This window comes from Nocardia sp. NPDC004654 (genome assembly GCF_040609595.1).
In the GTDB taxonomy this organism is placed as follows: domain Bacteria; phylum Actinomycetota; class Actinomycetes; order Mycobacteriales; family Mycobacteriaceae; genus Nocardia.
Genome location: NZ_JBEXKI010000011.1, coordinates 104,267 through 118,256, shown reverse-complemented (window position 1 = coordinate 118,256; position 13,990 = coordinate 104,267). Strand labels below are relative to the sequence as shown.

Below are 13,990 nucleotides of genomic sequence, written 5' to 3'. Positions count from 1 at the left end.
GAAATCGCGGGCGCGCTTTTCGTGGTATCGACCGGGACCGGTAGCCTAGTAGACCGTGCATCCTGATGTTTCCGCTGATCTCGCCGAACTCGACGCCACGCTGAAGACGGTCGAGTCGGTCCTCGACATCGAGGAACTGCGCCGCCGCATCGATGAACTCGAGCACCAGGCGGCCGATCCCGACCTGTGGAACAACCAGGACCACGCCCAGCAGGTGACCAGCGAGTTGTCCCACGCGCAGGGCGAGCTGCGCCGGGTCGAGGAGCTGCGCCAGCGGCTCGACGACCTGCCGGTGCTCTACGAGCTCGCCGAGGGCGAGGAGGGCGAGGCCCGCACCCAGGCCCTCGCCGAGGCCGACGCCGAACGCGCCGCGCTGCACGGCGACGTGGAGGCGATGGAGGTCCGCACCCTGCTCTCCGGCGAGTACGACAAGCGCGAGGCGCTGGTCAACATCCGCTCCGGCGCCGGTGGCGACGACGCCGCCGACTGGGCCGAGATGCTGATGCGCATGTACATCCGCTGGGCGGACCGGCACAAGTACCCCGTCGAGGTGTACGACACCTCCTACGCCGAGGGGCAGGGCATCAAGAGCGCCACCTTCGCGGTGAAGACGCCGTACGCCTACGGCACCCTCTCGGTCGAGATGGGCACCCACCGCCTGGTGCGGATCAGCCCGTTCGACAACCAGGGCCGCCGCCAGACCTCGTTCGCCGAGGTCGAGGTGCTTCCTGTGGTCGAGACCACCGACCACATCGAGGTGCCCGAGACCGAGATCCGCGTCGACGTATACCGCTCCTCGGGCCCCGGTGGTCAGAGCGTCAACACCACCGACTCCGCGGTGCGCATCACGCACATCCCGACCGGCATCGTCGTCACCTGCCAGAACGAGAAATCTCAACTCCAGAACAAGATCTCGGCCATGCGCGTGCTGCAGGCCAAGCTGCTGGAGCGCAAGCGGCAGGAGGAGCGCGCCGAGATGGACGCGCTGAAGACCAACGAAGGCGCGTCCTGGGGCAACCAGATGCGCTCCTACGTGCTGCACCCCTACCAGATGGTCAAGGACCTGCGCACCGCGCACGAGGTGAACAACCCGACCGCGGTGCTGGACGGCGACATCGACGGTTTCATCGAGTCGGGTATCCGCTGGCGGATGCGGGAGCAGGCGAATTAATTTGCGCTGCGTGGCATTCCGATGCGACGCGCGGCCTCGAACGGTGCTCCGTTGTAGCCTGTCTGGCGTGCGTGTCGCGGATGGTGTGAAACGGCAACAGGGATGGTCGCGGTGATCGCGGCGGCGTCCGCGGCGGATTCCACGGCGTGGCTGCGTTCCAGCGGCCTGGAGATCGTGCTGCTGATCCTCGGCGCGATGTTGTTCAGCCGGTTCGCCACCTTCGTGCGCGACCGGGTCACCAGCAAGATCGACGCCGGGTTCCGCAGCAGCGACGCGCTGGTGCGGACCGAGGCGGCCAAGCACCGGCACGCGCTGGCCCAGGTGCTCACCTGGGTGGTGCTGACCATCGTCTACGTGCTGGTCGGCATGGAGGTGTTGCAGCGGCTCGGCTTCCAGGTGACCGGTCTCGTCGCGCCCGCCGCGGTGCTAGGCGCCGCGCTCGGTTTCGGTGCGCAGCGCATCGTGCAGGACATTCTGGCCGGGTTCTTCCTGATCACAGAGCGGCAGTACGGATTCGGTGACGTAGTTCGCATCGCCGTGACTGGAGCCGCGGAGGTGGCCGAGGGTACGGTCGAGGACGTCACGCTGCGGATCACCACGCTGCGCAACGCCGACGGTGAGGTGATCACCGTGCCGAACGGTCAGATCGTGAAAGTGACCAATCTGTCGAAGGATTGGGCGCGCGCCGCGATCGACGTTCCGGTGGCGGCCAGCGCCGACATCACCCGGGTGAACGAGATATTGCACAAGGTAGGAGCCGAGGCGTTCCGTGACCGCAGGCTCGAGCCGCTGCTGCTCGACGAACCCACTGTGATGGGCGTGGACGACCTCGCAATGGACCAGGTGCGCATCCGAATGGTTGCCCGGACGTTGCCGGGTAAGCAGTTCGAGGTCGGACGCGAGCTCAGGGTTCGAGTGGCCGCGGCCTTGCGCCGGGAAGGTATCAGTGAAACCACGTAAATCGACCGCGGTCCTCGGGGCCGCGTGGATCGCGACATTCGTGTTGTACCTGTTCGTCAAGCCTGATCAACCGGCTGCGACCGGGATCACTCAGGTCGTGAACGCCGTACCGGCGGTGGGGAATACGGAGCAGGCCGGGCAGTAGCCGCTGCTCGGGGCTGGATGGTAGCTGCGCATAGCCGGTGGATGCGCGGGTTTAGCTGGTTACACTGGCTCCCCGTGATCACCATGCGGAACGTCACCAAGTCGTACAAGACGTCGACGCGACCCGCGCTGGACAACATCACGGTCGATGTGAACAAGGGCGAGTTCGTCTTCATCATCGGACCGTCCGGTTCAGGCAAGTCGACTTTCATGCGTCTGCTCCTCAAGGAGGAATCGCCGAACGCGGGGGAGATCCGCGTCGCGGACTTCCGAGTCGATCGGCTCCCCGGACGCAAAGTGCCGAAGCTGCGCCAGCGCATCGGCTGCGTGTTCCAGGACTTCCGGCTCTTGCAGCAGAAGACGGTCCACGAGAACGTCGCGTTCGCGCTGGAGGTGATCGGCAAGCGTCGCCAGTTCATCGACCGCACGGTGCCCGAGGTGCTGGACATGGTCGGCCTCGGCGGCAAGAGCGACCGGCTGCCCAGCGAGTTGTCCGGCGGTGAGCAGCAGCGAGTCGCCATCGCGCGCGCGTTCGTGAACCGGCCGCTGGTATTGCTGGCCGACGAGCCGACCGGCAACCTGGACCCCGATACCAGCGGCGACATCATGATGCTGCTCGAGCGCATCAACCGCATCGGGACGACGGTGGTCATGGCCACCCACGACAACCACATCGTCGACTCGATGCGCAGGCGGGTGGTCGAGCTCGACCGCGGCCGCCTGGTGCGCGACGACGCGATCGGCGTGTACGGAGTGGATCGATAATGCGCGCGAGCTTTCTCTTCAGCGAGGTCGTCACCGGTCTGCGCCGGAATGTGACGATGACCGTCGCGATGATCCTGACCACCGCGGTGTCGCTGGCGATGCTCGGCGGCGGCCTGCTCTCGGTGCGGATGGCCGACAAGACCGAGCAGTACTTCACCGGCCGCCTCGAGGTGCGCTTCTACCTCGACGAGGACATCTCCGCGAACGACCCGGACTGCGCCACCGATCCGTGCCGCTCGCTGCTGGCCGACATGAAGAACACCTCGGGCGTGGTCAGCGTGCAGTACCTCAATCGGGCCGCCGCGCTGGAGGAGGCGAAGAAGCTTTTCGCCGACCAGCCGGAGATGGTGCAGTACATCTCGGAGACGCCGCTGCCCGCCTCCATGCGGGTCAAGATGACCGACGGCGACCAGTACGAGCGGATCTACGACAACTACCACGCCCGCGAAGGCGTGCGCACCGTCGCCAACGACCGCGAGTTCGTCGACCGGCTGCTGCGGCTGTTCGACGGCCTGCGCAACGCTGCCTTCGGCCTCGCCGTGGTGATGGCACTCGCGGCGCTGCTGCTGATCGCGAACATGATGCAGATCGCCGCGTTCACCAGGCGCACCGAGGTCGGGATCATGCGGTTGGTCGGCGCGACCCGCTGGTACACGCAGTTGCCGTTCCTGCTCGAGGCCGTTGTCGCGGCCGTCGCGGGTTCGGTTCTGGCGATCTTCGGGCTGCTCATCGCCCGTCCGCTGGTCATCGACCGGGCGCTCGGGCCGCTGTTCGACAGCAATGTGTTCCCGCGGATCACCGGGGACGACATCGCCACGGTCGCGCTGACGATTCTGCCCGTCGGCATTCTGGTCGCGGCCGTGGCGGCCTACGCCACGCTGCGGTATTACGTGCGCGAATAGGCCGATGTTCAGCGGGCGGGCGGTGTGCGCGAGCGGGCCGCCGCGCCCGGTGAAATCGGTTCATCCCCATGTGGAGAACTCGGCCATTACGGCGGGATTCGTCGTGCAGCGGCGGCGCGATGGTCGGGGGTCGCTCGTAGGATGGGCGGCGTGAATCCCCCCGAAGCCCTCCCCGTCGACGTGACCGGTCCCGGCGCTCCCGCGAGCGCCGAAAGCGCTGCGGTGCAAGAGGATCTACGGTCGCGGGAGGTGCTGGGCCGGGTCTTCGGATACGACAGTTTCCGCGGCGACCAAGCCGAGATCGTCGAGCACGTGATCGCGGGCGGCGACGCGCTGGTGCTGATGCCTACCGGTGGCGGTAAGTCGCTGTGCTACCAGGTGCCCGCGCTGGTGCGGCCCGGCGTCGGCGTGGTGGTCTCGCCGCTCATCGCGCTGATGCAGGACCAGGTGGACGCGCTCAGTGCGCTCGGCGTGCGCGCGGGTTTCCTCAACTCGACGCAGTTCCCCGACGAGCGGCGGACGGTGGAGGCGCAGTTCCTCGCGGGCGAACTCGACCTGCTGTATCTGGCGCCGGAGCGGTTGCGACTGGAATCGACCGCGCAGTTGCTCGATCGCGGCAAGGTCGCGCTGTTCGCCATCGACGAGGCGCATTGCGTGTCACAGTGGGGCCACGACTTCCGGCCCGACTACCTGGGCCTGTCAATGCTGCACGAGCGCTGGCCCGACGTGCCGCGCATCGCGCTGACCGCGACCGCGACCGAGAAGACCCGCGACGAGATCATCGAGCGCCTCGATCTCGGCGGTGCGCGACGGTTCGTCGCCAGCTTCGACCGGCCCAACATTCAGTACCGCATCGAGCCGAAGAACCGACCGGAACGACAGCTGCTGGAGTTCATCCGCGCCGAACACGCCGGTGATGCGGGCATCGTCTACTGCCTGTCGCGCAATTCGGTGGAGAAGACGGCGGCCTTCCTCAACGAGAACGGCATCGGCGCGGTGCCGTATCACGCGGGGCTGGACCACCGCACCCGCGCGGTGAACCAGGCGCGGTTCCTGCGCGAGGACGGGTTGGTCGTGGTCGCCACCATCGCCTTCGGCATGGGCATCGACAAACCCGACGTGCGCTTCGTCGCCCATCTCGATCTGCCGAAGTCGGTCGAGGGTTACTACCAGGAGACCGGTCGTGCCGGACGCGACGGTCAGCCGTCGACCGCGTGGATGGTCTACGGACTCAACGACGTGGTGCAGCAGCGCAGACTGATCGACTCCTCCGAGGGCGACGCCGCGCACCGCCGCCAGCTGCAACTGCACCTGGACGCCATGCTGGCCCTGTGCGAGACCGTGGCCTGCCGTCGCACGCAGCTGCTCGCCTACTTCGGGCAGAGCGGTCAGTCGTGCGGCAACTGCGACACCTGCCTGACCCCGCCGGAAGCCTGGGACGGCACGGTCGCCGCGCAGAAGCTGCTGTCCACCGTCCTGCGCCTGAAGCGTGAGCGCGGTCAGAGCTTCGGCGCGGGTCATCTGGTCGACATCCTGCTCGGCAAGAAGAACCCCAAGGTGCTCCAGTACGACCACCACGAGCTCACGGTCTTCGGCATAGGCACCGATCTGCGCGACACCGAATGGCGCGGCGTCATCCGGCAGCTGCTCGCGCAGGGGCTGCTCGCGGTGCACGGCGACTACGGCGTGCTGACCCTGACCGAGGCCAGCCAAGAGGTGCTGTTCGACGGACGTCAGGTGCGGCTGCGCCGCGAGCCGGAGCGTGTCGTCGAACCGGCGCGGTCCGCCAAGTCCAGCAAGGCGGCCGCGGCCGCCGACCTCGCCGCCTCCGATGTGCCGTTGTTCGAGAAGCTGCGCGAATGGCGCGGCGCCACCGCCAAGGAGCAGGGTGTGCCCGCCTACGTCGTCTTCCACGACGCGACGTTGCGCGAGATCGCCAGCCGCAAGCCCGCGAGCCTGGCGCAGCTGGGCGCGATCGGCGGCATCGGCGAGAACAAGCTCGCCAAGTACGGCGAACAGGTGCTCGAGGTGCTCGCCGCCGAGTAACCGGCTCCGCACACGCCGGTGGACGAACTGTGAAATGTTGACCCCTCAAATCGACGGGTCCGCTGCCATGCGCCAGGATGGGCGGGGATATGGGCGTCGCGGAGGTCGGTGTGAGTGGTGGGCAGGAGATCAGTCGTCGGGAACTGCTGGCGGGTGCCGCCGCGGTCGCGGCCGGAGCGTCACTGGTTGGGCTGACGCCCGCCCAAGCGGTTCCGGTCGCGGCGGGCGTCACCAAGTTCGGGCTCCCAGCCCAGCGCTCTGTGCGCGTGCTCGTCACCGGCGACGCGGGCACCGGCACGCGCACACAGTGGGCGGTCGCCGACGCCGCGCGGGCCTTCCACGCCCGCGAGCCGTTCTCGCTGGCGGTCGGCCTCGGCGACAACATCTACGACAGCGGTCCGAAAAGCGGCGACGACGCGCAGTTCGCGAGCAAGTTCGAGCACCCGAATACCGGACTGGATTTCCCGTGGGCGATGGTGCTCGGCAACCACGACACGAGCTCGGTCATCGGCGGTGACGGCGGCTGGCTGCTGCGCGGCAACCACGAGGTCGAATATCACGCCAACTCGTCGCGCTGGTGGATGCCGAGCCGCTACTACTCCGTCCGGGTGCCCGAAGAGCAGCCCGTGGTCGAGTTCTTCGTGCTCGACCTCAACCCGCTGGCCGCCTACCTACCCCCGCTGTTCGCGCCCTACTGGGCGGTCGACGGCGATTTCATGAACGCGCAGCGCGCCTGGCTGGACCGAGCGATCGCCGAATCGCCCGCGCGCTGGAAGATCGCGTGCACGCACCACCCGTACCTGAACAACGGCCCGCACGGCGACGCGGGCAACTACGAGGGCCTGTCCATCGAACCCATCAACGGCGTGCACGTGAAGCGGTTCTTCGAGGACCACGTGGTGGGCAAGTGTCATTTCATCCTCTCCGGCCACGATCACTCGCTCCAGGTGCTCGAACCCACCGCGGCGGCCAAGGGCACCCGCCAGCTGGTGTCGGGCGCGGCCGCGAAAACCGTTGGCGCCGAGCCACGGGTGACACCGGGCGGCACCGGGACGCCCGCGCTGTACGAGAGCTATCACCAGCTGGGCTTCATGGTCATGGATCTGACTCCGAGCGCGGTCGATCTGCGGGTTGTCGCCGTGGACCCGGGGACCGGCGCGGGCACCGAGGTGTTCGGCCGCCGGCTGGCCTGACGGGCGCCGCGAGTCTCGGGCCGAGCGAAGCGGAACCACGCCGTGAGCGGCCGAACGCACATCACCGAATCACAACACCCCGCCGGGTTGCGCCGGTAACTTCCCGCCGCGGCGGTTACCGTGCAGGCATGGCACCCGGTGATGGCCCGCCCGAAGGCGGTCCCGAAACGTCCGGCGGATCGCCGCCGCCCGACACCCCCGCACTAGCGCCGCACCGCCCGACGGACGACGCGGTGGAGTCGGTGTGGCTCGGACGTCGGCGCACCCCCGTCCACCTCGGCCGCCCGCGTCTGTCCACCTTGCTCATGCTTACCGCGTTCGTCGCGGTCCTCGTGGTCTACATCGCGCTGCGACCCGGCGGCTGAGGCTCCGACCCGGCACTGGCCGGAGCGCGGAATAAAACGGTTGCCGCGTCACTTAGAGTTGACCGTTATGAAGGAAAAGGGGCGCAAGGTCATCGCGACCAACCGCCGGGCGCGGCACAACTACACGATCCTCGACGTCTACGAGGCGGGGATCGCGCTGGTCGGTACCGAGGTCAAGAGCCTGCGTGAGGGCAAGGCCTCGCTGGTGGACGCCTTCGCCACGGTCGACAACGGCGAGGTGTGGCTGCGCGGGCTGCACATTCCGGAGTTCAGCCACGGCACCTGGACCAACCACGCGCCGCGCCGCGTGCGCAAGCTGCTGCTGCACAAGCGCGAGATCGAGCGCCTGGTCGGCAAGTCGCGCGAGGGCAATCAGACGCTGGTGCCGCTGTCGATGTACTTCTCGGACGGCAAGGTGAAGGTCGAGCTCGCGCTGGCCAGAGGTAAGCAGGATTACGACAAGCGCCAGGATCTGGCGCGGCGGACCGCCGAACGTGAGGTCACCCGTGAGCTGGGCCGCCGGGTGAAGGGTATGCGCTGAGGCCTCGGCCGATGGTGACGAAGAACCCCTGGCGTGATCGAAGGATCGCGCCAGGGGTTCTTCGGGTTCACGTCACAACCGTGCGCACGGTCCGTGCAGCGTCACGCGTTGCAGCGTCGGCCCGCGGAAGTCGGGCACGAGCGTGCGCGACCCCAGCGGCGCGTTCGCGTCGGGCACACCGATGACCGCCTGCTGTGCGGTGAGGTCCGGTTGCGCTGAGCCGTAGTTGTGCACGGCCGCCATGCCCTCCGAGTCCACCGACAGTCCCTCCAACGCGCCGCGCACACCCGCGCGGGTCAGGTCGCCCGCCGCCTCGGCGCTGCTGAGCACCGCCTTCATCGGGTACGAGACCGCCCAGCCGAGGTTGTAGCCCCAGTTGGTCGGCGGCTGCAAGGCGGCGGCGCGGGCGTGCTGAGCGCCGACGCTGCGGCCGTCCCAGCCGTCGTAGGGCGAGGTGTAGTTGTACAGCGAGGTGATCGCCGCCGCGGCGGGCGTCTTCAGCAGGGCGCCGTTCCAGGTCGGGGTGGAACCGAGGAAACGGCCGTCGTAGCCGCCCGCGACCAGCTTGCCGATGATCTCGGCGGTTTCGGTGGGACCGGTGGCCAGCAGCACGACGTCCGGCGGGTTGGCCAGGATCTCGGCGACCGGTCCGTCCTGATTGCCGACCTCGGCGTTCGGACCGGTGTCGATGCGCGCGTTGACGATCGCGTTGTTCTCCGAAGCCCAGCGCAGCGCGCCGCTGGCGTAGTCGCCGCCGTAGTTGCCTCGGAAGGCGACGACCGCGATCGTGCGTGGCCTGGACTGGAACTGGGCGAACCAGTCCAGGCCCATGATCGCTTCGGTGCAGTACGAATACCCGGTGTCCAGCACCAGGTTTCGATCGGTATCGCGATACTGCCAGCCCGACCAGAGGGTGCCCGCGCCGGTCAGCAGATCGACGGTGTCCATCTCCGGTAGCACCGAAAGCGTCTGCGCCGTACCGAAACTCATCGCCAACGCGAGGACGTTCGGTTCGATCTCGTGGAACTTCTCGCGGTGCAGGCCAGGGTCGTAGGCGGTGTCCCTGGCGTAGGTCGTGATGTCGACCTCGTAATTGCCGATGCCACCCGCCTTGTTGACCTCCCGCCAGAAGGCCAGCTGGCCGTCGTTGAGCGCCTTGCCGAGCGGTGAGAACGGCCCGGCGTCCAGGTCGGACAGCACGCCGAGGTAGATACAGCCCTTGCTCTTGTCCACCGCCTGCGGGCACGGCGCGCTGGTGACGCCCTGTCCCGTCTCGGTCGACGCCGACGAACAGGCCGCCAGTGCGAAACCCATGGCGATCGCGGCCGCGGCGGCGCGGAACAGCCTGCGGCGGCGGCGGATTGGTCCCAAAGTTCTCTTCCTTCGATACAGACGAACGTATTGCCCGGTGGCCCGCCGGTTCACAGCCGGACGCACGGCCCGTGCATCGGCAGTTGCGGCAGGGTCGGTCCGCGGTAATCGGTGGCCACCGTGCGCGAGCCTAGCGGCGCGGACGGATCCGGGGCGCCGATCGAGGCACGCTGGGCCGCGTAATCCGGTGCGCCCGCATTGTAGGTGTGTGGCGCGGCCATGCCCTCGAAATCGACCGTCAGCGCGTCCTGCGACCCGCGCACGCCCGCCCGGTTCAGCGGGCCTTGTTCGGCCGCCTTCGTGAGCAGCGCCCGCATCGTGTAGGAGCTGGCCCAACCCAGGCTGTAGCCCCAGTTCGTCGGCTCCTGCGGCGCGGCGGCGCGAGCCCGGCGGGCGCCCGTGCTGCGCCCGTCCCAGCCGTCGACCGGCGAGGTGTAGTTGTAGAGGGCCGAAAGCGCTGGCCCGGCTGGAGTTTTCAGCAGCGCGCCGTTCCAGGTGGGCGAGGAGCGGAGGAAGCGGCCCTGGTAGCCGCCCGCGACGAGTTTGCCGATGATCTCGGCGGTTTCGGCAGGGCCGGTGGCCAGCATCACGAGATTCGGCGGGTTGGCGAGGATTTCGGCGACCGGACGGTCCTGGTTGCCGACCTCGGTGTTGGGCCCGGTGTCGACGCGCGAGGTGACGATCACGTTGTTGTGCGCCGCCCAGCGCAGCGCGCCGTTGGCGTAGTCGCCGCCGTAGTTGCCGCGGAACGCGACGACGGCCACGTTCGCCGGACGGTACTGGTGCTCGGTGAACCAGTCCAGACCCATGATCGCCTCGGTGCAGTACGAGTAGCCGCTGTCCAGCACCAGATCCCGGTCCGCTTCGCGATACTCCCAGCCCGACCACAGCGTGCCCGCCGAGGTCACGATGTCCGCCGCGTCCATCTCCTGCAGCACCGCGAGGGTCTGGGCGGTGCCGAGGCTCATCGCCAGCGCGAGCACGTTCGGCTCGATCTCGCGGAACTCCTCGACATGCCGATGCGGATCGTAGGCGGTGTCCCTGGCGTAGGTCGAGATGTCGACCTCGTAGCCGCCGATCCCACCCGCCTTGTTGACCTCGGTCCAGAACGCCGTCTGCCCGTCCTGCATCGCCCTGCCGAGCATGGCGAAAGGTCCGCCGCCGAGATCGGAGAGGACGCCGAGGTAGATACAGCCCTTGTCCCTGTCGATCGCGTTCGGGCACGGCGCGCTGGTGACGCCGGGGCCGGTGGTCTCACTCGGCGTCGAACACGCCGCGGCCAAGACGAGTCCGATGATCATCGGCACCGCCGCGGCGTGGAACAGGCGACGAGGTCGCCTGCTGGTGTTGCCCATTATTGCTCCCTGTTCCGACCGCCGGTCGATCCAATTCCGGTACGGCCGAACAGGAACAGTACCGGGCGGTGGGGCGGTGAGATGGTGGTTTCGGCTTGCACACGAGACTGTCCTGGTGTGTGCTCGGATCTGATCGATATGATCCGAAACACGCACAAATAATCGGGATGATCCTGCGTTGGGCGAGTGTTAGCATTACTAGCCCGCAAGGTGCGGGCACGTACGGGGCTGAACGGTTTCGACTGCGTACGTTGATTCAGGGGAAGCGTGTCGGTGCAGGCAAGAGACCACCGTAAGCGTCGTTGCAACCAATTAAGCGCCGATTCTCATCAGCGCGAGTACGCTCTCGCTGCCTAAGCGAAGCGTCTCTGTCGGCCCGGGATATGCCCTCGGTCCCGGTGCCGGCATCAGCTAGAGGGCTCACCGTCCGACTCGGTCGCGGAGCCGGACGGGACATCGAACAGCGACTGGGATCGTCATCTCGGCTTGTTCGCGTGACCGAGAGATCCGAGCAGAGACACAGCGAACTGCACACGGAGAAGTCCTGAAGACACGGCGGAGGACCCGGGTTCGATTCCCGGCAGCTCCACCCTCGAAGGCGAGTGCTCGTGAAGAGCACTCGCCTTTTTTGCGGGTTCCGCGTGTTTTGTGGGGGCGAAGCCCCCACGCCCCACCCGGAGGGCTTCGCCCCCGGACCCCCAATCCACGGCTTGCCTACCCAATGCCGCACGCCCCGGACCCCCGTCTCTGGATGGCTTACCCAATGCCGCTACCCGAGCCGCGAGCCTGCCAGCCCTGGACTTGCCTCCCGAGGCCGCGGACCCCCGATCCCTGGCTTGCCTACCCAACGCGGCGCCCCGTCCCTGCGTGGCCTACCCGATGTCGCACCCGGCCTGGGTTGGCAACCCGGACCTTGCCTACCCGGATGCCGCGCCCGGCCCCCCGTTTCTCGCTTGCGCAGCGCCCCGAAACTCTATGGCTCAATGGCTACCATTCGAACCGCGGTGTCAACAACTGCGTGCCGATCGCGCAGAAGGATGAAGTGCGAGACTCGCTGAAGCTCATCCATCTCGATGAGGTCGGCATCACGGTGAGCCCGCGTTTGAATGGTTGGCATCGCGCGCGAGCGACGTTCCGGTACAGCGGGATCGAGTACACCCTGCCAGTGACTGATCCAAAATTCCTGGAGAGGTTGCAGACCGGCGGGGTGGGCGAGTTCCGATTGGGCGAATCGTTCCTGACCACAGGAGCTCTGCGGTATGTCATACAGCCATCGGCCCGATCTCGCGCCCACGCAACTGATGTTCGATGATTTCAAGAAGCATGCAACTGATGGAGCAACGGGCGTTGAAGACGCCATCCCGCAGGAACTGCTCGACAATTCAGTCCTGCTCTACAGCGAGGACAATCCGCATCAGTGCCACCGCCGGTTGGTGGCGGAATATCTCGCGCAGCACTGGGATTGCGCCAGGATCGAGCACCTGACTTGACGGCGCCGCTGCACGCCGCGCGTGCAGCGGCTGTGGAGCGTTCAGGCTGCGTCGGTGTGGTGGCTGGTGAAGTTGACTCGGGTGTCGTCGGCGTCGAGTGCGATGTTGAGGGTGGCGTCGAGGGCGTCGGCGAGTTTGGCGAGTAGGGGGAGGGTTGGCACAGTGTCGGAGCCTTCGATGCGCGAGATTTTGGCTTGGGTCAGGCCAGCGCGTTCGGCGAGGTCCGCCTGAGTGAGGCCGAGTTCGGTCCGGCGGTCGTAGACGGCTTTGGCCAGTGCCATGGAGAGCCGGATTTCGCGGCGGACCTCGGTGACGTCATCCGGTTCGGCGTAGCTTTCGGCGAGTTTGCGTTCCCGGAGGGTCTTCCAGCGTGCGTGGCTCATCGGTCCAGTTCTCCCTTCTCGATTATGCGGATGAATTCTTGATGGGCGGGCTCGTGTTCGGCTTGGCAGGTCTGTTGTGCGAGTTTCGCACGTTTGACCTCGGCGTCTTCTCGCATACGAGTCTTGCGGAACACCGTCAGCAGGATGGCTCGTCGTCCAGGTGCGAGCCAGTAGGTGATGCGGATGGCTGCACCATCCAGTGTTGGGCGTAGCTCGCGGACCCCGTCGCCAAGGTATCGGGCGTAGGGTTCGCTCAGCGACTCTGCTTGTGCGGCGAGCAGGCCGACGTATTCGTCGATCTTGAGGAAGTGTCTGGCTGGCAGTGCTTCCAGCCAGTCCCGCACCTCGGGCTCGATCTCGATGGTGAACAGTCCGCTCACGGCACCAACGATATATGTCGTCGACGACATGTGGCAAGGTGCCGGCTCGGCCGGTGTTCGACAGCCAATTATCCCTTTGCCGGATCGGTGATTGCAGAAATCCGCACCCTCAGCGGTACTGCCTGCCCCTCGGTCGGATCGTCACTCCGGCCTCCCCAGCACGTTGGCCACTGTTCGCTTGGCCATGTGGTGCTGGGCCGGCAACCCGGGCCTTGCCTACCCGGATGCCGCGCCCGGGCCACCGTTTCTCGCTTGCCTACTCAGTGTCACCGGCCTCTTGGTGCTCGGCTGACTACCCAACGCTGCACAATCGGGTCCCCACCCTCTGGCATGTCGAAACAGGGCCGCGCCGAAATCTCATCGCTGGATCGCCTACTCGGTGCTGTGCCCGGACATCAGCCCGGCCTGTCCACCCGGGTGTCAACCGCCGGGCCGAACTTGGTTGGCGCAGTATGGATCCGAGAGGGCCAACTCGTGGACGAAGTGGGGCGAATGCGGCATCCGGGTAGGCGACCACGCCACGGAGGCGCGAGGTCGACGATCCAACCAGAGGCGTGCTTGTCTCTCGGTTCTCTTCGTCAGCCATCGCGAGGCATCTGATCGCCTTCTGCCGGCGATGGTCTCGGGCGACTCGTACCCCTGCGAGTCTCACTCCTCGGTGAGGTCCGGAGCGCACCGGCTACTCCCGAGTGTCATGCGGTCGAATGACACTTCACCGATGTTCTTCCTGTTCGTACGGCGTATCCGCTAGTTCCAGCAGGAAGATATCTGCTTCGAGATTACGGCTGGGTCGCAATGTACGTTCGTGGGGTCGAATCGATGTCGAGCTGGAAGAATGTCACCTACCTCCAGCGAACCGCGTTGGCGCACTGGGGATATGACACTATCGGTCGGTCGGGGAAGGCACGTGTGAATTCGTGGGTG

General features: G+C 67.0%; 13 protein-coding genes and 1 other RNA gene. 10 read left to right on the top strand and 4 right to left on the bottom strand.

The window, feature by feature from the left end:
- Positions 1 to 55: 55 nt before the first annotated feature.
- From prfB to smpB, 8 genes are all read left to right on the top strand, one after another.
- A complete protein-coding gene (gene prfB, locus ABZV58_RS31535) occupies positions 56 to 1,171 on the top strand; it encodes a peptide chain release factor 2 (RefSeq protein WP_355003840.1) in 1,116 nt (371 codons plus the stop codon).
- Between the two features lie 102 nt (positions 1,172 to 1,273).
- Positions 1,274 to 2,131 carry a mechanosensitive ion channel family protein gene (locus ABZV58_RS31530; RefSeq protein WP_355003839.1) on the top strand — a complete coding sequence of 286 codons (858 nt, stop codon included), beginning with the start codon at positions 1,274 to 1,276 and terminating at the stop codon, positions 2,129 to 2,131.
- Between the two features lie 219 nt (positions 2,132 to 2,350).
- Complete coding sequence (ftsE, locus tag ABZV58_RS31525; protein ID WP_355003838.1) at positions 2,351 to 3,040, top strand: cell division ATP-binding protein FtsE; 690 nt, start codon at positions 2,351 to 2,353, stop codon at positions 3,038 to 3,040.
- Positions 3,040 to 3,942: a permease-like cell division protein FtsX gene (ftsX, locus tag ABZV58_RS31520; protein WP_355003837.1), complete on the top strand. Its 903-nt coding sequence runs from the start codon at positions 3,040 to 3,042 to the stop codon at positions 3,940 to 3,942. Before ftsE ends, ftsX begins: the two co-directional genes overlap by 1 nt.
- Positions 3,943 to 4,164: 222 nt before the next feature.
- Positions 4,165 to 5,988 (top strand): DNA helicase RecQ, encoded by a 1,824-nt coding sequence (recQ, locus tag ABZV58_RS31515; protein ID WP_355003958.1) that lies wholly within the window; start codon positions 4,165 to 4,167, stop codon positions 5,986 to 5,988.
- Positions 5,989 to 6,098: 110 nt separating this feature from the next.
- Positions 6,099 to 7,181 carry a metallophosphoesterase gene (locus tag ABZV58_RS31510; protein WP_355003836.1) on the top strand — a complete coding sequence of 361 codons (1,083 nt, stop codon included), beginning with the start codon at positions 6,099 to 6,101 and terminating at the stop codon, positions 7,179 to 7,181.
- Positions 7,182 to 7,309: 128 nt separating this feature from the next.
- Positions 7,310 to 7,546 carry a hypothetical protein gene (locus ABZV58_RS31505; RefSeq protein WP_355003835.1) on the top strand — a complete coding sequence of 79 codons (237 nt, stop codon included), beginning with the start codon at positions 7,310 to 7,312 and terminating at the stop codon, positions 7,544 to 7,546.
- Between the two features lie 67 nt (positions 7,547 to 7,613).
- On the top strand, positions 7,614 to 8,087 hold the full coding sequence (smpB, locus tag ABZV58_RS31500) for an SsrA-binding protein SmpB (RefSeq protein ID WP_043729939.1): 474 nt from the start codon (positions 7,614 to 7,616) through the stop codon (positions 8,085 to 8,087).
- 72 nt (positions 8,088 to 8,159) lie between these two features.
- Here smpB and ABZV58_RS31495 read toward each other — a convergent pair whose 3' ends face one another.
- Positions 8,160 to 9,458 carry an ABC transporter substrate-binding protein gene (locus ABZV58_RS31495; RefSeq protein ID WP_355003834.1) on the bottom strand — a complete coding sequence of 433 codons (1,299 nt, stop codon included), beginning with the start codon at positions 9,456 to 9,458 and terminating at the stop codon, positions 8,160 to 8,162.
- A gap of 50 nt (positions 9,459 to 9,508) precedes the next feature.
- Positions 9,509 to 10,813 (bottom strand): ABC transporter substrate-binding protein, encoded by a 1,305-nt coding sequence (locus ABZV58_RS31490; protein ID WP_355003833.1) that lies wholly within the window; start codon positions 10,811 to 10,813, stop codon positions 9,509 to 9,511.
- A 224-nt stretch (positions 10,814 to 11,037) separates the two neighbouring features.
- Between ABZV58_RS31490 and ssrA the strand changes: the two genes are divergently transcribed.
- Positions 11,038 to 11,405, top strand: a transfer-messenger RNA (tmRNA) gene (gene ssrA / locus ABZV58_RS31485).
- Between the two features lie 667 nt (positions 11,406 to 12,072).
- Complete coding sequence (locus ABZV58_RS31480) at positions 12,073 to 12,303, top strand: DUF488 family protein (RefSeq protein ID WP_355003832.1); 231 nt, start codon at positions 12,073 to 12,075, stop codon at positions 12,301 to 12,303.
- A gap of 41 nt (positions 12,304 to 12,344) precedes the next feature.
- On the opposite strand, the gene ABZV58_RS31475 is transcribed toward ABZV58_RS31480, so the two are convergent.
- Positions 12,345 to 12,686 (bottom strand): helix-turn-helix transcriptional regulator, encoded by a 342-nt coding sequence (locus ABZV58_RS31475; RefSeq protein ID WP_355003831.1) that lies wholly within the window; start codon positions 12,684 to 12,686, stop codon positions 12,345 to 12,347.
- Positions 12,683 to 13,066, bottom strand: coding sequence for a type II toxin-antitoxin system RelE/ParE family toxin (locus ABZV58_RS31470; protein ID WP_355003830.1), 384 nt, complete (start codon positions 13,064 to 13,066; stop codon positions 12,683 to 12,685). The genes ABZV58_RS31475 and ABZV58_RS31470 overlap by 4 nt, the downstream gene beginning before the upstream one ends.
- Positions 13,067 to 13,990: the final 924 nt, after the last annotated feature.

Excerpts from the sequence above, each read along its gene's own strand:
- ABZV58_RS31480 (WP_355003832.1), top strand. The coding sequence starts at position 12,073 with ATGTCATACAGCCATCGGCCCGATCTCGCGCCCACGCAACTGATGTTC.
- ABZV58_RS31505 (WP_355003835.1), top strand. The coding sequence starts at position 7,310 with ATGGCACCCGGTGATGGCCCGCCCGAAGGCGGTCCCGAAACGTCCGGC.
- ftsX (WP_355003837.1), top strand. The coding sequence starts at position 3,040 with ATGCGCGCGAGCTTTCTCTTCAGCGAGGTCGTCACCGGTCTGCGCCGG.
- smpB (WP_043729939.1), top strand. The coding sequence starts at position 7,614 with ATGAAGGAAAAGGGGCGCAAGGTCATCGCGACCAACCGCCGGGCGCGG.
- ABZV58_RS31490 (WP_355003833.1), bottom strand. The coding sequence starts at position 10,813 with ATGGGCAACACCAGCAGGCGACCTCGTCGCCTGTTCCACGCCGCGGCG.
- ABZV58_RS31530 (WP_355003839.1), top strand. The coding sequence starts at position 1,274 with ATGGTCGCGGTGATCGCGGCGGCGTCCGCGGCGGATTCCACGGCGTGG.
- ABZV58_RS31475 (WP_355003831.1), bottom strand. The coding sequence starts at position 12,686 with ATGAGCCACGCACGCTGGAAGACCCTCCGGGAACGCAAACTCGCCGAA.